This is a genomic window from Clostridium hominis, assembly GCF_014287825.1.
In the GTDB taxonomy this organism is placed as follows: domain Bacteria; phylum Bacillota; class Clostridia; order Clostridiales; family Clostridiaceae; genus Clostridium; species Clostridium hominis.
In genome coordinates, this window is sequence record NZ_JACOOO010000013.1 from 106,247 (window position 1) to 127,914 (window position 21,668).

General features: G+C 27.3%; 17 protein-coding genes and 1 pseudogene. 17 read left to right on the forward strand and 1 reads right to left on the reverse strand.

What is annotated here, in order from left to right; all coding sequences use genetic code 11:
- The first annotated feature begins 12 nt into the window (after positions 1-12).
- The 12 genes and pseudogenes from wecB to H8S20_RS07470 all read left to right on the forward strand — a co-directional run bounded on the left by wecB (position 13) and on the right by H8S20_RS07470 (position 14,165).
- Entirely contained in the window at positions 13-1,152 is a 1,140-nt protein-coding gene (wecB, locus tag H8S20_RS07415) for a non-hydrolyzing UDP-N-acetylglucosamine 2-epimerase (protein WP_186859684.1), read from the forward strand.
- Between the two features lies 1 nt (position 1,153).
- Complete coding sequence (locus tag H8S20_RS07420) at positions 1,154-2,383, forward strand: nucleotide sugar dehydrogenase (protein WP_186859685.1); 1,230 nt, start codon at positions 1,154-1,156, stop codon at positions 2,381-2,383.
- Between the two features lie 62 nt (positions 2,384-2,445).
- Complete coding sequence (locus H8S20_RS07425; RefSeq protein WP_186859686.1) at positions 2,446-3,189, forward strand: WecB/TagA/CpsF family glycosyltransferase; 744 nt, start codon at positions 2,446-2,448, stop codon at positions 3,187-3,189.
- On the forward strand, positions 3,189-4,331 hold the full coding sequence (locus tag H8S20_RS07430; RefSeq protein WP_186859687.1) for a glycosyltransferase family protein: 1,143 nt from the start codon (positions 3,189-3,191) through the stop codon (positions 4,329-4,331). The genes H8S20_RS07425 and H8S20_RS07430 overlap by 1 nt, the downstream gene beginning before the upstream one ends.
- Before the next feature lie 473 nt (positions 4,332-4,804).
- Positions 4,805-5,860: a glycosyltransferase gene (locus H8S20_RS07435; RefSeq protein WP_186859688.1), complete on the forward strand. Its 1,056-nt coding sequence runs from the start codon at positions 4,805-4,807 to the stop codon at positions 5,858-5,860.
- 1 nt (position 5,861) lies between these two features.
- The gene (locus tag H8S20_RS07440) at positions 5,862-7,100 is read left to right on the forward strand and encodes a hypothetical protein (RefSeq protein ID WP_186859689.1); all 1,239 of its coding nucleotides are present in this window, start codon (positions 5,862-5,864) and stop codon (positions 7,098-7,100) included.
- Positions 7,069-9,054 carry a heparinase II/III family protein gene (locus H8S20_RS07445; protein ID WP_186859690.1) on the forward strand — a complete coding sequence of 662 codons (1,986 nt, stop codon included), beginning with the start codon at positions 7,069-7,071 and terminating at the stop codon, positions 9,052-9,054. Before H8S20_RS07440 ends, H8S20_RS07445 begins: the two co-directional genes overlap by 32 nt.
- Positions 9,055-9,057: 3 nt before the next feature.
- On the forward strand, positions 9,058-10,224 hold the full coding sequence (locus tag H8S20_RS07450) for a glycosyltransferase (RefSeq protein WP_186859691.1): 1,167 nt from the start codon (positions 9,058-9,060) through the stop codon (positions 10,222-10,224).
- Positions 10,217-10,930, forward strand: coding sequence for an acyltransferase (locus tag H8S20_RS07455; protein WP_186859692.1), 714 nt, complete (start codon positions 10,217-10,219; stop codon positions 10,928-10,930). Before H8S20_RS07450 ends, H8S20_RS07455 begins: the two co-directional genes overlap by 8 nt.
- A gap of 77 nt (positions 10,931-11,007) precedes the next feature.
- Positions 11,008-12,429: a lipopolysaccharide biosynthesis protein gene (locus H8S20_RS07460; protein WP_186859693.1), complete on the forward strand. Its 1,422-nt coding sequence runs from the start codon at positions 11,008-11,010 to the stop codon at positions 12,427-12,429.
- 303 nt (positions 12,430-12,732) lie between these two features.
- Positions 12,733-12,915: a hypothetical protein gene (locus tag H8S20_RS07465; RefSeq protein WP_186859694.1), complete on the forward strand. Its 183-nt coding sequence runs from the start codon at positions 12,733-12,735 to the stop codon at positions 12,913-12,915.
- Positions 12,916-13,176: 261 nt separating this feature from the next.
- Positions 13,177-14,165, forward strand: a pseudogene (locus H8S20_RS07470) (UTP--glucose-1-phosphate uridylyltransferase).
- Between the two features lie 120 nt (positions 14,166-14,285).
- On the opposite strand, the gene H8S20_RS07475 reads toward H8S20_RS07470, so the two are convergent.
- A complete protein-coding gene (locus H8S20_RS07475; RefSeq protein ID WP_186859695.1) occupies positions 14,286-15,707 on the reverse strand; it encodes a SpaA isopeptide-forming pilin-related protein in 1,422 nt (473 codons plus the stop codon).
- A gap of 524 nt (positions 15,708-16,231) precedes the next feature.
- Here H8S20_RS07475 and H8S20_RS07480 point away from each other — a divergent pair.
- The 5 genes from H8S20_RS07480 to H8S20_RS07500 all read left to right on the forward strand — a co-directional run bounded on the left by H8S20_RS07480 (position 16,232) and on the right by H8S20_RS07500 (position 21,656).
- On the forward strand, positions 16,232-16,711 hold the full coding sequence (locus tag H8S20_RS07480; RefSeq protein WP_186859696.1) for a winged helix-turn-helix domain-containing protein: 480 nt from the start codon (positions 16,232-16,234) through the stop codon (positions 16,709-16,711).
- Between the two features lie 326 nt (positions 16,712-17,037).
- The gene (locus H8S20_RS07485; protein ID WP_186859697.1) at positions 17,038-17,595 is read left to right on the forward strand and encodes a hypothetical protein; all 558 of its coding nucleotides are present in this window, start codon (positions 17,038-17,040) and stop codon (positions 17,593-17,595) included.
- Between the two features lie 17 nt (positions 17,596-17,612).
- Positions 17,613-18,515 (forward strand): helix-turn-helix domain-containing protein, encoded by a 903-nt coding sequence (locus tag H8S20_RS07490; RefSeq protein ID WP_186859698.1) that lies wholly within the window; start codon positions 17,613-17,615, stop codon positions 18,513-18,515.
- A gap of 12 nt (positions 18,516-18,527) precedes the next feature.
- Positions 18,528-19,850, forward strand: a complete 1,323-nt coding sequence (locus H8S20_RS07495; protein WP_186859699.1) for a replicative DNA helicase — start codon at positions 18,528-18,530, stop codon at positions 19,848-19,850.
- A 159-nt stretch (positions 19,851-20,009) separates the two neighbouring features.
- On the forward strand, positions 20,010-21,656 hold the full coding sequence (locus H8S20_RS07500) for a hypothetical protein (protein WP_032120155.1): 1,647 nt from the start codon (positions 20,010-20,012) through the stop codon (positions 21,654-21,656).
- The last annotated feature ends 12 nt before the right edge of the window (positions 21,657-21,668 follow it).

Below are 21,668 nucleotides of genomic sequence, written 5' to 3' on the forward strand. Positions count from 1 at the left end.
GGATATGGACAAATGGAAAAAATAAAAGTTATGAGTGTATTTGGAACAAGACCAGAAGCTATAAAGATGGCTCCGCTTGTTAAAGCGTTAGAAAAAGATGAAAGATTTGAATCAATTGTATGTGTTACTGCGCAACATAGGGAAATGCTAGATTCAGTATTAAAAATATTCAATATAAAGCCTCAATTTGATTTAAATATTATGTCTCATGGACAAACAATAATAGATATTTCTAATAAGGTATTAAAGGGTGTTGATGAGGTTATAAAGAAATGTAATCCTCATATAGTTTTAGTTCATGGAGATACTTCAACTACCTTAAATGGAGCTTTAGCAGCTTTTTATAATAAAGTAGCTGTTGGACATGTTGAGGCTGGATTAAGAAGTTATGATATCTATTCACCATTTCCAGAAGAAGCAAATAGAAAGTTAACTGGAGTTATAACTAACTTACACTTTGCACCAACTAAAACTAATGAAAAGAATTTGCTTTCAGAAGGAGTTAACTCTGAAAAAATATATGTTACTGGTAATACTGTAATTGATGCCTTGTTAAGTGTAGTAAATGAAAATCATGTCTTTGAGGATAAGACACTAAATAATATAGACTTTGATAATAAAAAGGTTATATTACTTACTACTCATAGAAGAGAAAATTGGGGAAAGCCAATGGAAAATATTTTTAAAGCTATGATTGAATTAATTAATAGTAATGAAAATGTAGAAGTAATATTTCCAATGCATAAAAACCCATCGATTAGAAAGTTGGCTCATGAGTATTTTGATAAATATTCAGGGAGAGTTCACTTAATAGAACCGTTAGAATATGTAGAGTTTACTAACTTAATGGCTAAGGTTTACTTAATAATGACTGATTCAGGTGGGATTCAAGAAGAAGCTCCAGCACTTGGAAAGCCAGTTATAGTATTGAGAACTGAAACAGAAAGACCAGAGGCTTTAGAAGCTGGAACTGTTAGACTAGCCGGAATTAATAGAGAAAATATAGCTACTATAGCAAATGAGTTAATTAACAATGAAGAATCATATAAGGTTATGGCACAAGCGACTAATCCATATGGAGATGGTATGGCTTGTAGTAGAATCTTAGAAATAATAGAAGAAAATTTTAGATTTATTAGAGGGGGAAAATAAAATGGGTAAGTTAAATATTATAGGACTAGGATACATAGGTTTACCAACAAGTTTAATGTTTGCAGCTAATGGAGTTGAAGTTGTAGGAACAGATTTAAATGTAGAGTTAGTAAATACATTAAACAGAGGGGAGCTAACTTTTGAAGAAGAAGGATTAGAACAAGTATTTAATTCTGCACTAGATAGAGGTATAAAGTTCCAAACTGAATATGAGAAAACTAATAGATATATTATAACAGTACCAACACCTTATATTGCAGACTCAAAGAAGATAGACGCTAAATATGTAATTGCAGCAACAAAGCAAGTGCTTAAGATTTGTGAACCGAATACAATTTTAGTTATAGAATCAACTATATCACCAGGAACTATTGATAGATTTGTTAGACCTATAATTGAGGAATTTGGATTTAAAATAGGACAAGATATACATTTAGTTCATGCACCAGAAAGAATAATACCTGGAAAAATGGTATATGAATTAGAACATAATTCAAGAACTATTGGAGCTGACTCAAGAGAAGTTGGAGAAGAAGTTAAGTCTTGGTATGAAAGCTTCTGTAAAAATGAAATTGTTGTTACAGATATAAAGACTGCTGAAATGAGTAAGGTTGTAGAAAATACTTTTAGAGATATTAATATAGCATTTGCTAACGAATTAGCTAAGATGTGTGATAGAGAAGGTATGGATGTATATGAGCTTATAAGAATTGCTAATAAACATCCAAGAGTAAATATATTAACTCCAGGACCAGGAGTTGGAGGACACTGTATATCTGTTGATCCATGGTTCTTAGTTGGGGATTATCCAGATATAGTTAATGTTGTATTAGGGGCAAGAGAAGTTAATGATGGAATGCCTCAATATGTATTTGATAAAATACATAAAATAATGAAGGAAAATAATATTAAGGATTATTCTAAGGTTGGTTTATATGGATTAACATATAAAGAAAATGTTGATGATATGAGAGAAAGTCCAACATTACAATTATTAGATATATTTGAAAAGTATAATATAGATACAATTAAAGTATATGATCCATTTATAAAAGAAAAGAAATTTGAAGGTCAAGTTATGAATTTAGATAATTTCTTAGCAGATACAGAATTAGTAGTAGTTCTAGTAAGTCATGATGAAATAAGAAATAATCAAGAATTATTAAGTGAAAAAATAGTATATGATACAAGAAATATTATTGAAGTATGCGAAAAAGTTTATAGAATATAAGATAAAAATGTTAGGTTGCAATTATTGTAGCCTAACATTTTATAAGAAAAGGATAGTGTTTTATGGGGAAAAGAGTTAAGTTTTTAAATACATTTGTTGATGCATTAACTATGGAGGAAACATTAGAGAGAATACAAGAGTATATTGAAAATAAAGATTGTGTACAACATGTTGTAATTAATGCTGGTAAAGTAAACTTAATGCAACAAGATGAAGAATTAACTAAGATAGTAAATGAATGTCCTTTAATCAATGCAGATGGACAATCAATTGTGTGGGGGTCTAAAATTTTAGGAAATCCATTGCCTGAAAGAGTTGCAGGGATAGATATATTTACAGAATTAGTTAAGATATCGGCTGAAAATGGATATAAACCTTATTTTTTTGGAGCAAAAGAGGAAGTTGTATCTGAAGTAGTAAGAAAATTTAAAAAGGAGTATCCCAACTTAGAAGTTGCAGGATATAGAAATGGGTATTTTAAAGATGAAGAAGCGAAAATTATAGCTGAAGATATTAGAAATTCAGGGGCAGATATATTATTTGTAGCTTTTAGTTCTCCGATGAAAGAATTTTGGATAAAGGAACATATGGATATAATGCAAGTACCATTTGCTATGGGAGTTGGTGGAAGCTTTGATGTTGTTGCAGGTAAAACAACAAGAGCTCCAAAGTGGATGCAAAATTGTGGGCTAGAATGGTTTCATAGATTTATTCAAGAACCAAGAAGAATGTTTAAAAGGTATATAGTTGGAAATTTAAAGTTTACTGCTAAATTAATTAAATATAGGACTAAGGGAGTATTATAGTGGATAAAAAGAAGATATATTATTTAACTATGGAAGGAATAACATCGACTGTCTTTAATTCGCAAGTACTTGAATTATTGAATAGCGAATTATCAATAGAAAATAATTTAACATTATTATTGATGCAACCTATAAATGTTAGATGGAATAATAAAAGATTAAAGCAGTTACAAATATTAAAAAAGGTAAATAAGTTTAATGTAAAAATAATTCCGTATATAGGATTCAAGGGTGAAATTTCCAAGAAGATAGCGTTTTCTTTACTTAATATATATATAAATAAATTTTCTAGAAATGTTAAAAAAATTATTCATTGTAGAGGGCAAGAAGCAACAACAATTGCAAAAATGTTAAAAGAAAAAAATGAAAATATAAGTATTATAGCCGATATAAGAGGAGTTCCTTATGAGGAACTTAAAGAAGTAAACATAAATAGAGCTAAATACTTTTTAGAATTAGATAAATATATTTTTAATGATAAGTCAATCGATTATATTAATTATGTATCAAACCAATTAAGACAATATTATCATAATAGATATAATTTTAAAATAACAAGAGAAACGGTAATTCCTTGTTTTGCTTCTTTTAACGAAGTAGGTAGAGAAAAAAATAATAACGATACACTAAATGTTTTGTATGTTGGAGGACAGCAATTTTATCAAAGAATAAATGATATACCAAGATTGCTTGCTAAAATTAAGAATAATAATATAAATGCAATATTATGTTTGAATGGAAATAAAAATTATGAATTAGAAAATACATTTAAAAAGTTAAATATAAGAAGTGAATTTTATTATAATTTAGATAAGAAAGAATTAGATAGTATTTATTCAAAAGCAGATATAGGAATTTTAATTAGAGATAATACCAATTTAAATAAAGTTGCATCGCCAGTAAAGCTATCAGAATATTTATCAAAAGGATTATATTTAATTATGATAGGTGAGGTTGGAGATTTCTATCAATTTATAAAAAAATATCCTCAATTAGGATATTGTAATAAAAATTTAGAAGAAGTTAGTGAAATAGATTTAGGAAAGTATCTAGAAGAAAAGGACTTTAGAAAGGAATTTTCTAAAAGATTTTCTAAAGAATACTGCATTAATAAATATAGAGAATTATATAAAAGTATTTAAGATAGAGAATAATAGAAGAACTTAAATTTTATAAAAATATAATTATCATAAAAATATATTTTTGTAGTTATTATAAATCAATGTTTTAATTGTTTTATATTATATAGAGTTAGCCATATATTATATACGAATAATCTTTTATTAATAGATAAATGTATATAGTTATATAAAATGTAGATATAGATTATAGTGCTATAATAGGAAAAAATATAATTATTGTTCATGTATTAGGTATAGTAATAGGACATCAAGTCACTATTGAAGATAATGTTAAAATTTATCAGAGAGTTACCTTGGGAGGAAATAATAATAAAAAGAATTTATATAATTATTTAGGGATGAATTACCAATAATAAAGTCAGGGAGCATATTAAGTCCAAATAGTATGGTATTGGGAACAGTAATAGTTAAGGAAAACTCCTTTATTAAAGCAGGAGAAATAGTTAGTTAAAATTAGAATAGGAGAATATGATATGAATATACTATTTTTATATCCTAATATGAATATAGGTGGAGCGCAGAAAGTTGTATTAGATTTAGTTAATGAAATATCAAATAAAACAACGAGTAAAGTTTATCTTGGAACAACAAAAGGAAAACTTTTGGATAGGGTTAATGAGAATGTAATAGTAATAGATTTACCATTAAATCAAAAAGAAAAAATGGTTACCTCTATAAAAAAAATAGTAAAAATAGTTAAAGAAAACTCTATAGATATTGTGCACTCTCACCACAGATATACAACTTCATTGATATATTTAATAAACTTATTAATGAGAAAAAAAGTTAATATTATACATACAGAGCATAGTGTATATAAAAATAAGAATTATATTAATTTAAGAGGAAAAAATATCATAGCAGTTTCTGATATGGTAAAACAAAATTTAATTTCTAATGGGGTTAAGTCAGAAAATATATTTAAGATTTATAATGGTGTAGATAATGGCAAGAGCACTATGATAAGAGAAGAGAAACATAATAATATATTTAATATAGGAGTTTTAGCAAGATTATCACCTGAAAAAGGTCATATTTACCTTATTAAGGCTGTAAAAAATTTGATCAATATTGGATATAAGATCAATTTAAATTTAATAGGAGATGGGGAATTAAAAAACGAATTAAAAAAATATGTAGCCGAAACTAATATGAATCAATTTGTAAAGTTTCATGGAGATAAAGAGGATATATATAATGAAATCAATAAATATGATTTTTTTGTTTTGCCTTCAGTTCAAGAAGGATTACCATTATCGATACTAGAGATTATGGCTAATTCTAAAATAATTATTTGTACTGATGTTGGAGGAAATAGAGAAATTATAAATAATAATACAAATGGGTTTATTATAAATAAAGAATCAATTAAGGAGTTAGAGGAAAAAATAAAATATGTAATTGATAATTATGAAAAATTAGATTACATTGAATATAATGCTAAAAAAACTATAGAAAGTAAGTTTACAATTGATAATATGATTTTAGAACATTGTAAGCTATATGATAAAGTTTTAAGAAGAGGTTGATATGAATTATTTGATATATATTTTTTTGTTTACGTTCATATTTAATGAGAATATAAGAGTTATATTATTTTCAGGAATAAGTTCGAATTTATATTATAATATACCTGTTTTATTAATTGTAATAAAAGTTATTTTTGATAAGAAAATAGAAAAAGATAAAAGTTTCTATGTATCTGCATTAATTTTATTTATTTATCTTATTATAATAACTAGAATTAATAATAAATCGATAGGATTTTATTTAAATCCAACATTTAATTATATTATACCTATTATCTTCTTAAGTTTTAGAGATATTTATAATGATAAAACTCAAATATTAAAGTTAATAAAAATATTAAATGTATTCATAATTTTTATTACACTATTTGGGGTAGTAGATTTTATATCTAATTATAAATTAAACTATTTGGTGCAAAGTTTTATAGGTGAAAATGGCATTAAGGATTTAATGAATACCATGATATCGTATGGAGGATACAGATTATTTACTATTTGGGGACATCCTTTAGCTATGGCACAATACTATATAATTTATTTTATTTTAAATTGGTATGCAAATAAATATGGAAAAATAAAAAATAATATGTTTCTTATAACATGTATTTATATGATTGGTATAATATTAACAGGTAGTAAGATGGCATTAATAGTTAGTGTTATAATCGTTATTATTTATTCAAGTAGAAATAATAATGTATACTTAAAACTCGCATCTATTTGCTTTATAATATCTATAAGTTTATTATTGATAAATACAGAATTTTTCTATCAAAATATAGTGCAGCGTATAGAGAGTGCTATACAAGCAGGAGATATTACGAATGGAAGAATAGGAGCGATGAATGCTGTTAAACAAACAGGGATAGAACCTAAGTATTTTAGTGGTGGAGGATATAATTTCTCAAGAGAAGTAACTGATATTGCAAGAACAAATAATTTTGAAATTCCATTTATTATGTTATGGTATGACTATGGTCTATTTTTTGTTTTAGGACTATTTTATTTTTCTTTTGGTAAGGAGTGGCTAAAGATAGCAATGAACCAAAAATATCTAGCTTTAGGATTAATAACTTTATTTATTATTTATATTAATTCGTATAATGGATTAGTATATGGTGATAATTTAATGAGAGTAGTTTTAACAATTAGGATATGTAGTTTTTTTATTCAAGAAAATATAAAAGATGATTGTAGGAGAGTAATAAATGAAAAGAAAGAATTATGTTCTTTTAGCTAGCAATAAACTATATAAAAAAATTGCATTACCATTAAAGGATTTCTATTATAGAAAATTTGAGTTAAGAGGCACGAACAAAACCTTATCATTTAGAAATATTATAAATATAAACTACTATAAAAAGTCTAATGAAAATATAGAAATATTGTCAAATATATTGACTAGATATAAAATGCATGAGTTTGACTTATTAGGGAGTGGTTGGAGAGAATTTGGGTATAATGATATAAACCTACCAGAATTGATAATAAAAAATAATATTTTAAATAAACATAGAGAATATACTAATAATTTAGTTAGTTTTATAGATGAAGGATATAAATACATTGATTGGCAATTAGACATTAAAAGTAAATATAGATTCGATAGTAAAAGATCTACTTTTAAGCAACCTATCGGAGTAATTAAAGGAGTAGATATTAAAATACCTTGGGAATTAACAAGAATGCATCATTTATTACAAATGGCGCTTTTTTGTTTAGAATTAAAAGAAGAAAGAAAGATATATATTATTGAATACAAAAATCAGCTTTTAGACTTTATAGCATTTAATCCTATAGGAATGGGAGCAAATTGGAGATGTTCTATGGATGTTGGTATACGTGCGGCTAATATCCTTCTTGCCCACGATATTTTTATTCAACTAGACGAATGGGAAATATTGGATAATAAGTTTGAAGAAATTTTTATTGAAAATATGTACCAACATGGAAAATACATAATGAATAATCTTGAACGTTCATGCTCATATCAAAGTAATAATCATTATATAGGTAATATTGCAGGTATGGCTTTTATAAGTATGTACTTAGAGGGTGAGGTAAAAATAAATAAATGGAGAAAGTTTGCTTTTAAGGAATTAGTTAAGATAATGGATGAGCAATTTAACGATGATGGAACTAATTTTGAAGGTTCTACATCTTATCATAGATTAAGTAGTGAAATGATGTTATATTCAACTGCAATTATGAGCGGATTAAGCTGTAACAGTATAGGAGAGAAATTTCAGTTTTCAGATAAGTATCTAAATAAACTGTATAAATCTATAAAATTTTCTAAAGATATTACACAGAATAATAATTTAACAGTACAGATAGGTGATAATGATAGTGGAAGATTCTTAAGAATTACACCATATGGTGTAATGAATAGTTTTGAAGAATATAAAAATAAATATATAAATTTAGATAAATACAGTAAAAGTAGCTATGACTATAGATATTGGGATGAACAAGATTTAAATCATAGTTCTTTTATTAAATCTGGTAATTCATTTTTTAATGATGATAATAGTTATTCTTTTGAAGATTTAATTGTAAAATCACTAAAAGCAAATAAAGTAATTAATACATCAATAGATAAAGAAAATATTAATTGCGATAGAGAGTCCAATATAGAAGAATACGGTAGTTTTAGTTTTACAAAGATCAACAAGATAAAATTAAAATCAGCTATAAAGTTAGAAGAAATAAATATATGCAATTATCAAAATTTTGGATTAATAATACTAAAATCAAAAAGATTTCATATGAGTTTAAGATATGGAGTTGTAAATAAAAAAGTTTCGGGACATTATCACTTAGACATGCTTAATCTAACAATATGTAATGATGGAGAAGAATTACTTTACGACGCAGGAAGTTATACATATTCTACTGATTATGTACTCCGAAAAGAATTTAGAAATGAATTATCTCATAATATTCCTATTGTGGAAGGGGTTTCACAGGGGGATATAGGGAAACCTTTTAAACTAGAAAGCGATATGGTATGTTCTTTAGAATATTACTCCAAAACTAAATTAATAGCAAAAGCTAAATTTAAGGATGTAGAAGTAGTTAGAAAGGTTGAAGTTTTAAATGAAGAGATAATTATTACTGATTATTCTAATAAAAAAATATTATTTAATATTAATGAGAAAAAATCGAATGGTTATGGAAAGTTATTGAGGTGATATATGAAGATATGTTTTATTACAGATACAATATTTATGCATGGGGGAGTTGCAAGAGTTACTACCAATATATCAAATTTTCTTCAAGGCTATGGATATCAAGTTGACATAATTAATACTTTAATATGCGATGAAAAAAAAGTGTATGAATTAGATAATAGAATAAGAGTTATTAATCATTCTATAAATGTTAATAAATTAAATAAATTCCTAGGAAATATAATTTATTTTGCAGGAGTAGAGGAGACAAATATAGGTGGAAAATTAAACTGTAAAATAAGAAATTATTCTAATGAGATAAAGCAACTAATAAAGTTATTAAACGAAAACGAATATGATGTGGTAATAGGAGTTCATTATAAGTATACAATGTTATTAGCATCTATATCGGATAAAATAATAGCAAAAACAATATCTTGGCAACATAATTCATATGAAGCGTATGTGGGTACAAAGCGAAACTATCTATGGAGGAAAAAAGGTGCATTCAAATATGCTTTATCTAAAATAGATTTAAACTTTGTTCTTACAGAAAGTGATAAAAAAAAATATAATGATTATTTTGATGCTAATACTATTGTTATGAATAACCCAAATTCATTTAATAATAATAAAATAAGTAAACTAGTTAACAAAAAATTTATAGCTGTTGGTAGATTAGTAGAACAAAAAGGTTTTGATATATTAATTGAAGCTTTCGGTGAATTTTCTAAATATAACGATGATTGGACTTTAGATATTATTGGTGAAGGTGATTTAAAAGAATCATTACAAGCACAAATTCATAAAAATGAATTAGAGGGAAGAGTAAGAATTAAGCCATTTACAGAGAATATAAAAAGAGAATATACTGATAGTACTGTATTTGTACTAAGTTCAAGATATGAAGGATGGGGATTAGTATGGATAGAGGCTATGTTAAGTGGATTACCTATAGTTTGTTTTAATTTAAATGCATGTAAAGAGGTAATAGGAAAAGAAGATGTAGGAATAATTGTAGACTATATTAACTCGGAAGATTTAGCAAGAGGAATGTTGAGTATAATATCAGATAATGAGAGGTTAAATATTAGAAGTAAAAATGCAATAAAGTTAGCTAAAAAGTTTTCTATTGAAAATATTGGACAAAAGTGGGTAGAGTGTATAGGAGGCTTACTTAAGGATGAATAAGATAAAAAGAATATTAAAAAAAATATTTTTAAAAGAGAGATATGATTCAGAATCGTATAGAGCGCATTTAATAAAGAATGGAGTTAAAGTTGGAAAAGGAACATTTTTTTTTGCGCCAAAGAATACTTCGATTGATATAGGAAGAAAAAATTTGATAGAAATTGGAGAATATTGTAAAATAACTGGAGGAGTAACGATACTATCACATGATTATAGTAGATCAGTATTACGAATGAAATATGGAGAATTACTAGCAGAAGCTCAAAAAACAGTAATCGGAGACAATGTATTTATTGGGATAAATACAACAATTTTAATGGGGACTACAATAGGAGATAACGTTATCGTTGGAGCGAATTCTTTAGTAAAGGGAAAGTTTCCCGATGATGTAGTTATAGCAGGAAATCCTGCTAAAATAATATGCACATTAGAAGAATATTATTTAAAGAGAAAAGCTAGTTATATCAATGAGGCAAAGTTTTATGCAGAATTATTTTATAAAAATGAAGGAAGAAAGCCAACAGCGCAGGAGATGGGTCAATTTTACCCAATTTTTTGTGAAAGAAGTCTAGATGCGATAAAAGATAATAATATTAATATAAATTTGTCAGGCGATAATATGAATGATGTAATAGATAAATTTTTAATGTCTAAACCATCTTATAACGGATTAGAAGAATTTTTAGATTTATGTGATTTTAAATAAATTCTGTTAGAGCTATATATAATAAATATACATGCATATTTGTATTAACTAATTAACTATAATATTAGGAGTAGGGTATGGAAAAAAATTTGCTAAAAAAATTTATGGAATATGGTGTAGGAAGTATAATAACTTTGTTATTAGGATTTATAACATCCCCAATAATAACTAGGTTAATTTCACCGGACGAAAATGGTAGATTCTCTATATTTAATACAGTGACTAATTTATTAATGTTAATAATAATATTAGGATTAGATCAATCATATGTAAGATTTTACTATGAGGAGGAGGAAGATAATAGAGGAAAGCTTATAAGAAATTGTATAAAGGCTCCTTTAATTTTAAATTTAATTGCAGCTATACTAATTCTAATATTTTATAATAGAGTGTCTCTATATATAGTCGAGGAAAAATCTTTAGCTATAGCCATCTTATTATCTTTAAATGTTTTTTTTACAATACTTTCTAGATTTGCATTATTACAAGTGAGAATGAAACAGAGAGGAAAACTATATTCGTTACTAAATATAATAACCAAAATTGTAAATTTGATCTTTGTGCTTATAATTTTCTTTGTATATAAAAATAACTATATGACATTAATATTAGCACATATAGCTACGACAATAATAGTAACTATAATTGCAATTATAATAGAAAAGAAAGAATGGACTAAAAAAGGAAATAGAAAGCTTAAAACAACACAAAAAGAAATTGTAAAGTATGGACTTCCGCTTGTTTTTTCTATGGCTGTTACTTGGGTGTTTCAATCTATAGATAAAATAACTATTAAAGAGTTTTCAGGATATGCTCAAGTTGGTCTATATAGTGGGGCCATGACAATAATATCGTTATTAAATGCAGTACAATCTACATTTACAACTTTTTGGGTTCCAGTAGCATTCGAAAGATATTCATCAAATCCAGATGATAAGGAGTTCTTTCAATTTATAAATAAAATAGTAACTATAGTTATGCTGGTAATAGCTATTGGACTTATTACTTGTAAAGATATAATAGTACTATTATTAGGTCACAAATATAGAGAGGCAGTTTTTATTTTTCCTTATTTAGTATTTATGCCAATAATGTATACTATATCAGAAACGACAGTTTTAGGAATTAATTTTAAAAAGAAGTCTAAATATCATATTTATATAGCTATAATTTCAGCAATATTTAATTTAATAGGTAATATTATATTAGTACCTAAATTTGGAGCAACTGGAGCCGCTATTTCAACTGGATTAGCATATATAATATTTTTTATAGCAAGAACATATTTTTCAGTTAAATTATATAATATAAATTATGGATTATATAAATTTACGGTATCGACTATATTAGTATATATATTAGCTACATATTCAAGTTTTTATAGATTCAATGTAGTTATAGCTATTTTGGCTTTAATCAATTTGTTTGTAATAGGAACTCTATATAAAGATACATTATTACAATTAATAAAAATAATTAAGAATAAAGTTAAGTTTTAGCTAAGAAGATGTATTTAATTCTATTAATTATACGAACAATTTTAGGATAAGGGTAAACTCTTTATTTTGAAAGTACAATAGGATAAATCATAAATTTTTAGATATAGATATTATTATTTTAAAAGTAGAATGCTTTGAAATAAGGAAAGTAAAAATACCAGTTGAAGGTATTGGTGGGATATTTTTATCTAAAATAGAATTATAACTAAAGGAGATGCTTCCAATAGTTAGTAAACTAACATTACAATATATAAATGAAACTCTAAATTTTTGATTTAGTAAGTTAAAATTACTCATTCCACTATGAAGAGAGGGAGTTTCCTTAAAATATGTGTAGCTTCAGGAATTAAAGAAGTACTTTTAATAACAGTAATAAATAATAAGTGTATAGAATATTATTCTGATAGATCTGTTGAGTTTGAAATAGAACTTGAAAGATCAGATAAACAACAAATGCTTGAAATGATTAAGAAAACATCTATTTAAGTGAGAATCCAAATTTTATATTTGCTAATTAGAACTTACTAATCTGACAATAGGCAGGTTAGTTACTTATATTACAGAAGGAGCCAAGAGGATTAGGACATGCTATACAGTGTGCTAAAACTTTCGTAGTAACCTAAGTCGTTTCTTCTTCGAAATGAACTTGAACTACCAGTAAATTACCAGTGATAGGCTGTTAAAATAGAAATCTTATAAATTTTTAACAATCACGTAATATTGTTTAAATTAGAGTGGGGAAAAGGTATGGATAACAAAATAATAAAAGCAATAATACCAGCAGTAGGTCTCGGTACTAGATTTTTACCTTCAACAAAGGCTCAACCTAAGGAAATGCTTCCTATAGTTGATAAGCCAACTTTACAATACATAATAGAAGAGTGTGTAGCTTCAGGAATTGAAGAGATTCTTATTATAACAGGAAGAAATAAGAAGAGTATAGAAGATCATTTTGATAGATCTGTAGAGCTTGAAATGGAGCTTGAAAAGTCAGGTAAGCAACAAATGCTTGAAATGGTTAGGGAAATATCCGATATGGTAAATATCCATTTCATAAGACAAAAGGAACATAAAGGGTTAGGACATGCTATACTTTGTGCTAAGACTTTTGTAGGGGATGAACCTTTTGTGGTTCTTCTTGGTAATGATGTTGTTTATAATGATCGAAAGCCTTGTTTAAAGCAACTTGTTGATTGTTATTCTGAATATAAGACTTCTGTATTAGGGGTGCAAACCTTAGCACCACAAGATGTTAATAAGTATGGAATCGTTGGTGGTTTACATATTGAAGATAAAGTATACAAGGTTAAAGAATTAGTAGAAAAACCTTCAGTAGATGAGGTTTCATCCAACGTAGCTATATTAGGAAGATACATAAGTGAAACTCTAAATTTTTAATTTAGTCAGTTGAACTTACTCCTTAGACGAAGGAGAAGGAGTTTCATTAAAATAAAGAGATATTTGAAATCTTAGAAAATACAGCACCAGGTAAAGGTGGAGAAATCCAACTTACTGATGCACTACTTAAGCTTATAGAGCATGAGTCTATGTATGCTTATGATTTTGAAGGTAGAAGATACGATGTTGGTGAAAAGTGAAACTTAGACATTTATGTCTTTAGTTGAACTTTCACAGAGTGTAAATTAGGATTCTTACAAGCTACTGTTGAATATGCTTTAAGAAAAGAAGATTTAAAAGATAGCTTTATGGAGTATTTAAAAACTATAATAGGATAGTAGTTTTATTACCCTAGCGGTTTAAATATATAAACCGCTAGGGTAATTTTGGTTTAAAACTAATTAATAAAAGTTTGGTGGAGTAGTTAAGATAATGGGATTTTTATATCACTGAAGCTGCTATATTTTCTTTTTAACTAATATAAATCCACTTATTAATAATAATATAGCTATAACTCCCGAAAACTTTTCAACTCCAGTTTGAGGTAATTTATTCTGTATTTCACCTGAGTTAGATTCGTTCTCAGTATCATTTTCTGAATTATCTATTTCAGGCTTATCTTTATCTATATTATCATTTGAACCATTATTTGTACTATCATTTATATTGTCATCTGCGCCATCATCTACAATCTCATTTTTTTTATTAGTAAAATTAATTTCTATATTATTATCATTATCTTTAACTTCTAACAGATAATTTTTGTTATCAATAGTATATCCATCTGGTGCTTTAGTCTCTTCAATTATATATTTTCCTGGCGGTAATTTAGTAAGTATCTTTCCGTCATCACCTGTGGTAAGGACTTTAATAACTTGTCCTTCAGAATCATAAATTGTAAATTCAGCTCCTTTAAGAAATATCTTTTCATCATCTATATCTGTTTTAGAAATAGTAATAGATTTTAATTTTGCAGTTTCAATATTAAAGGTATTTGATATATTAATTTCAGATGATTCTGCACCTACTAATGTTTGAGATGCATATCTTCCACCTTCTGGATAATATAAATACGCATTGATTCCAATATTCTGGCTACCCCAAACTGTAATGTTATAATTAGCTCCTTCATCAATATTAGCAAGCTTGATGGATTTATATCCTTCATTATTAATACCATAATCAGTTACATTATCGTATTTACCTTGAATGTCATAATTAAGCTCAATATTAGAGTTATCACTATTCTTCTCATCTGCTTTAAATTCTAAATATAAGTCACTTTGCTTAGTTTCATAATTATAAATAACTTTAGGCTTCTTCATTGTAATATTAGAACCTTCAGTTTTTCTTTTTATTGCTGGCAAATCAATTAATTTATAATATAATGCTATGGCCTCATCGGGGATTCCAGGAATAAGCTCTTTATTATTTGAGAATTTCCAAATAGCAAGTTCAATAGCCGTAATTGCATCTAATTTTGTTAAAGTTGGCATATTAAATTTTTCTTGCATATATTCTAAGCTTTGAAATGGATATGAATTTTGAACAATTGATCTGATTTTTTCAGCGGCTTCAACTGAAAAAAAGGTGGAATCTTCTAAGTTAATTCTAGAATATCTATGACTATTATATATAGGTACAGGCTCGTCTACACAATAAGCTTTATGTATATTTCCATTAGAATCTTCAAGATTAAAAATAGGTAAGGGCAATCCAGGCTCTGAAAAACTTACAAATAAGTAGTCATAATCATTATTTACGCTAGCGTTTACTTTAAAACTAAATGACATTATTAATATAAATATAGATAAATAAACAACTACATTTTTAATAAGTTTTTTACTATATTTTTTCTTATGTATATTATTACAATTCATTACTAAACCTCATATAAAACTATTATAGTAACTATACTACAGTCATTATGTTACTCTCACATAACTTCTTTTTAAAGCTGTAAATAATGGATGGGATATATTACATAAGATTTGTTTTATTACTTTTTGAAATGGAAGTACAGGTATAGGTTACACAAGTTTTGAGATATATTCAACCAAGTAAATATCTGTGGATTTAAGAAAAATGTATAAAAATAACAAATTATACTTGCAGAACAAATGTTCTTAATGGTATTATATATATGTAAACTAAATATATAAGTAGTCAATGTATTAAGATTATGAAGCTAAAAAACAAAGGAGCAAAAGTAGCGGGAACTACCTTTACTCCAATACCAATAAATAAGTAAATATTTATTGTACAGCATTAAGCCGGTTACTTAGTATTGTATAATAATATGTTATTTATTTCAATTAAATTGCAAGTTGAATAAGGAGGATTGAGTAAGTAATATAGGTTTTTTAGTAGTTAATAAGTAAAATTTAATTATATGGGGTGAACTATGGTAAAAGGCAATACTATGATAAATGAGAATTATTTAGAGAATATAAGTAAGATTAGATCAAAGGATTTAGATATAGATGAAATGGAGAATCTTCTTGTTGAGATATTTCAACATGGGATAGATTTATCTAGGGTATATTGTGAGGCAGTAAAAAGGTCTAAGGAAGATGAGGAGATAAGAAGGATAAATAATAGCATATGGGAATATGAAAAAGGATATGTGGACTTTATCAGTTGTAGAGCAAAGGTAAATAATTTAGATGTAGAGCTCGGTTATATAGGTGCTAGAATATTAAAGGTATTAGTTAAACATAAGGGAGATACTGTAGATAGAAGGATGCTTCTAGATCAAATATGGGGTAATGATGCAGATATATCTTATAGAACAATAGATGCCCATGTATGTAAGCTAAAGAAGAGATTACTTTTAGATGATAGTATAATATGTATTAGAAGTATAGGGTACAAGCTTAAGTAGAATTTTAATATTTAATATAAGGTTAATAAATTTAATAATATAAGTAGTAACAACAATTAACTACGCAGAGTTATTCTGTGTAGTTTTTTTATTTTTAGAGAGTTTTTTAGTGCTTGGTGATGCCAAATTAATATGTCATTAAAGGGATAAAAAGAGTTAAAAACAACTTTTTATATATGCTTTAACAATTTTAACAAAACTAGGGGGTCACGCAATACGCATGCAACATTCAATTGGTAAAATGGTTTTATAGATAAAAACTAAGAAAGATTTATATAGGGTGTTTAAATAGGAAAGTAGTTTTTAAAAGAAATATAAAAAAAATTATGGTTGAAGGGATGATGTATTTTATGAATTATGATTACAGAATTAAATTAAAGGAAGAGCTTATTTCACAGTTATCTATTGTAAAGGCTTTATTTGATAAAAAGATGATTGATGAAGAAGAGTTTGAAAGAATTAGCGAGAGAGTTTCAAAGGATCCTCATTATTCAGATTATGTTGAAAAGGCATCTGATGTAGCTTGGACTCAGCTAGCTTTGATTATTGAAACAGAGATTGAAGAACATGGTTATCATAAGAGTGGGAAAGTTGTATTTAATCCTACAGATAAATATGGGAACGTATTTTGTGATGTTGTTATAGTAAGTAAAAATAATATACATGCTTTAAAGATAGTTTCTATGGAGTGTGATTTTATTGAACCTTCAGAGTCAAAAGAGATGATGCAGATTGGGTATAAGACTATTGATAAGTATTTGAGTCAGACAAGCTCTGATACTATTGATTTAACAGTTATACAGCCAAATCTACTAATATCAATAGGGTGTAGGGTACAGATAGATAGTTTATTAGATAAGTTTGATAATAGATTACTTCAATAAGTGAGGAGAAGATAAAGATGAGTAATAGTGGATTTACAATAATAGATAATAATATTTTAAGGGATAATGATTTAAATATTTATGAAAAGTATTTTCTTGTTGCACTTAAAAGCTTTGATCATAGGGGAATAGGAGAGGTTTATCCTACTTATGAGACATTAATGAGTCTTATTGGAACTACTAAGAGAAATACAGTAGCCAATCTAATTAGATCTCTTAGAGACAAGAATTATATTATAGTTATGAAAAAGAATAGAGTTAATTGTTATAAATTTATAAAGGATTATCTAGTAGTTAATACTAATGCTGATAAAAGAATTAACAGTAATAACCTTAAGGATACAACCACAAGTAACCAAAGAGATACAAGTAATAGAAACCTAAGAGATACTAGTGTAGATAACAATGCTAGCAATAGTAACCCAGAGGATACAACTACAAGTAACCAAAGGGATACGAGTAATAGTAACCTAAGAGATACTAGTGTAGATAAAAATGTTAGCAATAGTAACCCAGAGGATACAACTACAAGTAACCTAAAGGATACGAGTAATAGTATCCAAGGGGATACGCTAAAAATAAAAGATAAAAATACAAAAGAAAAATATATAAATATATTTAATACTTGGAATGATATTGATATTTATAACGAAGATAAATTAACTATGCAAATAGCAAATAGCATAACAATAGCATTAAGAAAACACACCAAGGAAGAAATCATAACAGCAATAAAAAACTATAAAGAGATTTACTACAGCGACTTCTACTACGACTATACCTGGTCACTACAAACCTTCCTCACAAGACAAAATGCTCTAAAAAAATTCACAGAAGACGGAGACGTTTGGACAAGTTATAAAGCCACTAAAAATAAACCCCAAAAAGAAAAATTTAACCTATCAGACCTAATAGATTAAAGGAGGGGGACCATGTTAACCAGTCAACATATTGAACTTGAACAAAGTATTCTTGGAACCTTATTTTTAAACAGCAACCTTTTAGTAAAGGCTAGGGATAATATTAAACCTTATATGTTCCAGGTTGAAAATCATAAGAGAATATACGAAGGAATAATTAGGATGGTATCTGATGATAAGGAGATAGACTTAATTAATTTCTTAGAAAATTATAAGGAAATAGTTAAGGAAATGGGTGGAGTAAGCTATGTTTCTGAGGTTTTTAGCTGTAGCTCCACAGAGCTAGCCTTTGAGACTAAGCTAGAGCTTTTAATAAAAGCATTTCAGAAGAGGTTAGTTTTGGACCTTTGTACTTATATAAGTGATGATATGACTATCGATCATATGGAGAGTAAAATAAAGAACACCTTAGATAAAATTTATAGCTGTACATTAAAGAAGGATCTTAATATTGAGGATATTTATGATGATTATTTATTAGAGTTATATAATGATCAAGGTGAGGTAGGAGCAAAAAGTGGACTAACTAAAATTGATGAAGCTTTAGGTAATTTTAGAAAAGGGAGACTTATAACTGTATTTGCGAGAAGTGGTGTTGGGAAAAGTATATTTTCAACTCAGATTGCAAAGGATATGGCTCTTAGGGGACATAAGGTTATTTATGGAACCAGTGAGATGACTAGAAGTGAGATAATAGATAGAATGGCAGCAAATCAACTAAACATATCTTGTGATAAGTTTAATAATAAAAAGCTTAGCAGTGAGGAGAAGGATAAGGTAGCAGAATTTTGTGGGAAGCTATTAAATAAACAATTATATATAAGTAATGAAACAGATATAGATAAGCTTATTAATGAGATTAAAGTGTACAAGCTTAGAAATAAGTTAGATATTGTTTTTATTGATTATATAAATAAATATGTAGATGTAGCTTCTAACGCAAGGCTTACTGAGCTATTAGGTAAAATTACTTCTAAGTGTAAGAGTTTAGCTACAGAGGAGGATATTTGTGTAGTTCTTATAGCTCAGGCAAATAGAAATGTTGATAAAAACATAGGTGAGGTTTATGAAGTTATAACTGAGGCTGATATACAGGATAGTGCTAGAATTGAGCAGGATAGTGATCAGATAATAGGTCTTTATAGACAGAAGCTCTTTGATGAAAAGATATTTAGAGAAAAGATGTATAGGGATGGAAAGCTAAAGTATGACTCTAAGGATGCAAAGGAAAATCCAAACTGTATTAATATAAGTATCCTAAAAAATCGTCATGGAACAAGAGGGATAAAGGCATTTAGGTGGGATGGACAGTTCTGTAAAATTAGTAATTGGTAATTAACTACAAGAGTCTATAGTATTTTGCTAGTCTTATAGATTATAAAGAAAGATCATATATGAGACTTATGTGTTAAGCATAGGTCTTTCTTTTATACATAAAATTGAATATTATTACAAAAAATGATAAAATTATTTGGGGAATGGGGGTGAGATAAGGTGAGTGAAAGTTTATCTGGTTCTTTTACTGAAGCTTCTTTAAGCTTTTTTGATAAAGGAAAAAATAGTGATTTTGATATAACTAATAATGAAAGCTTTGGCGGAAATTCCTTTAAAAATGATTCTTTTAATGTGATATTAGGTGAGTATAAAGAGGTTATCTTGAATTCTTTAATTACTGCCTTTGGGATAGATAGGTTAATATTTAAGGATATTGATGGTGGTAATGTTCAAACTATTCATAATGCAAAAGAGGGCGTTTATGCTAACAAAACCTTTGAAGAAAGAGGCGAGCGTAAATATAATCGCGATGATTATGCTACTAGTAGTTATATGAATAAGAGAAGAAAACAGGATTTTAAAAATAATGATAAGATATATGACTGTTATACAGGCAGGGAATTACCAAAGGATGGTCGTGCTCATTTAGAGCACATTGTATCTGCGAAGGAGAATCATGATAATATAGATATGAGGATTCTTTTTAGTAAGGAAGAGATGTCTGAAATTATTAATCAGAAGGATAATACAACTTACATTGATGGAAGTATGAATCAATCTAAAAGTGATACACCTTTGAAGGAATGGGAAGATAGGGTATCTAAAAAGGATAAAAGTAAAACTAATGGTGAGTTTTATGGAGTTGATTCTAAAAAAGCTCATGCTGCTGATGAAAATGCTAGAAGTGTTATTGATGAGCAAGTAGCTAGAAGGAAGTTTGAGCATTATTCTAAAGGTATGGCTAAGGATAGTTTAATGCAAGGTGGTCAGATGGCTATACGTCAAGGTTTAGGTGTAGTTCTGGCTGAAGTAACTATGACTATATTAGATGAGGTTCCTGATACAATAAGACGTTTAAGGGGAGAGTTTTCAGTTGAAAAGTTTTTCTCTAATATGGGATCTTTAGTTGCAGTTGCTTTTGAAAGGGTAAAATCTAAACTAGGTCATATTTTAGAAGCAATAAAGAGTGGATTTGTAGCTGGTGCTTTTAACTCAATAATTACTACTATTATAAATATGTTTATAACAACAGCTAAGAATATAGTTAGATTAATAAGACAAGCTATGGTAAGTATAACTGAAGCTGTAAGGATTCTATTTTTTGATAAGGAAGAAAGAACTACTGGTGAAAGAGTAATTGCTGCAGCAAAGGTTATTGTAACTGGAGCTAGCACTGTATTAGGTGTAATTGTTGAGCAAGGATTAAGAACTTCTCTTGAAGGAAGTGGACTAGTTGCTATACCTGTAATTGGTTCAGTAATTGGTGAAGTTATTCCGATATTTGCAGGTACATTATTAACAGGTCTTTTATCTGTAACATTTTTATATTTTATGGATAATTCAGAGATTATAAAAAAGTTAATTGATTTTATAAATAAGGTTAGTGATGATTGCTTTGATAGAGCACTAGGGACTATATCACAAGCAAATTATTTATTAGATAAGTATATAGCTGATTTATGCAGTATAGATATTGATGGGTTAAGATCTCAAGTAGCTGATATTCATGAAGTTAATCTTGGATTAGCTATTGGAGATAATCAGTGTCTTTATAGATATTGTGAAAATCATAATATAAAATTGCAGTTTAGTAATACAGAAGAATTTGTAGATTTAATGCTATCCGATGAAGCATTAGAAATTTAGGAGGGTATTAAG

What these genes read in the sequence shown, in the direction of transcription:
- H8S20_RS07490 (WP_186859698.1), top strand. Translation starts at nt 17,613, where the DNA reads ATGAGTAATAGTGGATTTACAATAATAGATAATAATATTTTAAGGGAT.
- H8S20_RS07455 (WP_186859692.1), top strand. Translation starts at nt 10,217, where the DNA reads ATGAATAAGATAAAAAGAATATTAAAAAAAATATTTTTAAAAGAGAGA.
- H8S20_RS07460 (WP_186859693.1), top strand. Translation starts at nt 11,008, where the DNA reads ATGGAAAAAAATTTGCTAAAAAAATTTATGGAATATGGTGTAGGAAGT.
- H8S20_RS07445 (WP_186859690.1), top strand. Translation starts at nt 7,069, where the DNA reads ATGAAAAGAAAGAATTATGTTCTTTTAGCTAGCAATAAACTATATAAA.
- wecB (WP_186859684.1), top strand. Translation starts at nt 13, where the DNA reads ATGGAAAAAATAAAAGTTATGAGTGTATTTGGAACAAGACCAGAAGCT.
- H8S20_RS07435 (WP_186859688.1), top strand. Translation starts at nt 4,805, where the DNA reads ATGAATATACTATTTTTATATCCTAATATGAATATAGGTGGAGCGCAG.
- H8S20_RS07495 (WP_186859699.1), top strand. Translation starts at nt 18,528, where the DNA reads ATGTTAACCAGTCAACATATTGAACTTGAACAAAGTATTCTTGGAACC.
- H8S20_RS07485 (WP_186859697.1), top strand. Translation starts at nt 17,038, where the DNA reads ATGGTTGAAGGGATGATGTATTTTATGAATTATGATTACAGAATTAAA.
- H8S20_RS07465 (WP_186859694.1), top strand. Translation starts at nt 12,733, where the DNA reads ATGAAGAGAGGGAGTTTCCTTAAAATATGTGTAGCTTCAGGAATTAAA.
- H8S20_RS07440 (WP_186859689.1), top strand. Translation starts at nt 5,862, where the DNA reads ATGAATTATTTGATATATATTTTTTTGTTTACGTTCATATTTAATGAG.
- H8S20_RS07480 (WP_186859696.1), top strand. Translation starts at nt 16,232, where the DNA reads ATGGTAAAAGGCAATACTATGATAAATGAGAATTATTTAGAGAATATA.
- H8S20_RS07450 (WP_186859691.1), top strand. Translation starts at nt 9,058, where the DNA reads ATGAAGATATGTTTTATTACAGATACAATATTTATGCATGGGGGAGTT.
- H8S20_RS07425 (WP_186859686.1), top strand. Translation starts at nt 2,446, where the DNA reads ATGGGGAAAAGAGTTAAGTTTTTAAATACATTTGTTGATGCATTAACT.
- H8S20_RS07420 (WP_186859685.1), top strand. Translation starts at nt 1,154, where the DNA reads ATGGGTAAGTTAAATATTATAGGACTAGGATACATAGGTTTACCAACA.
- H8S20_RS07475 (WP_186859695.1), bottom strand. Translation starts at nt 15,707, where the DNA reads ATGAATTGTAATAATATACATAAGAAAAAATATAGTAAAAAACTTATT.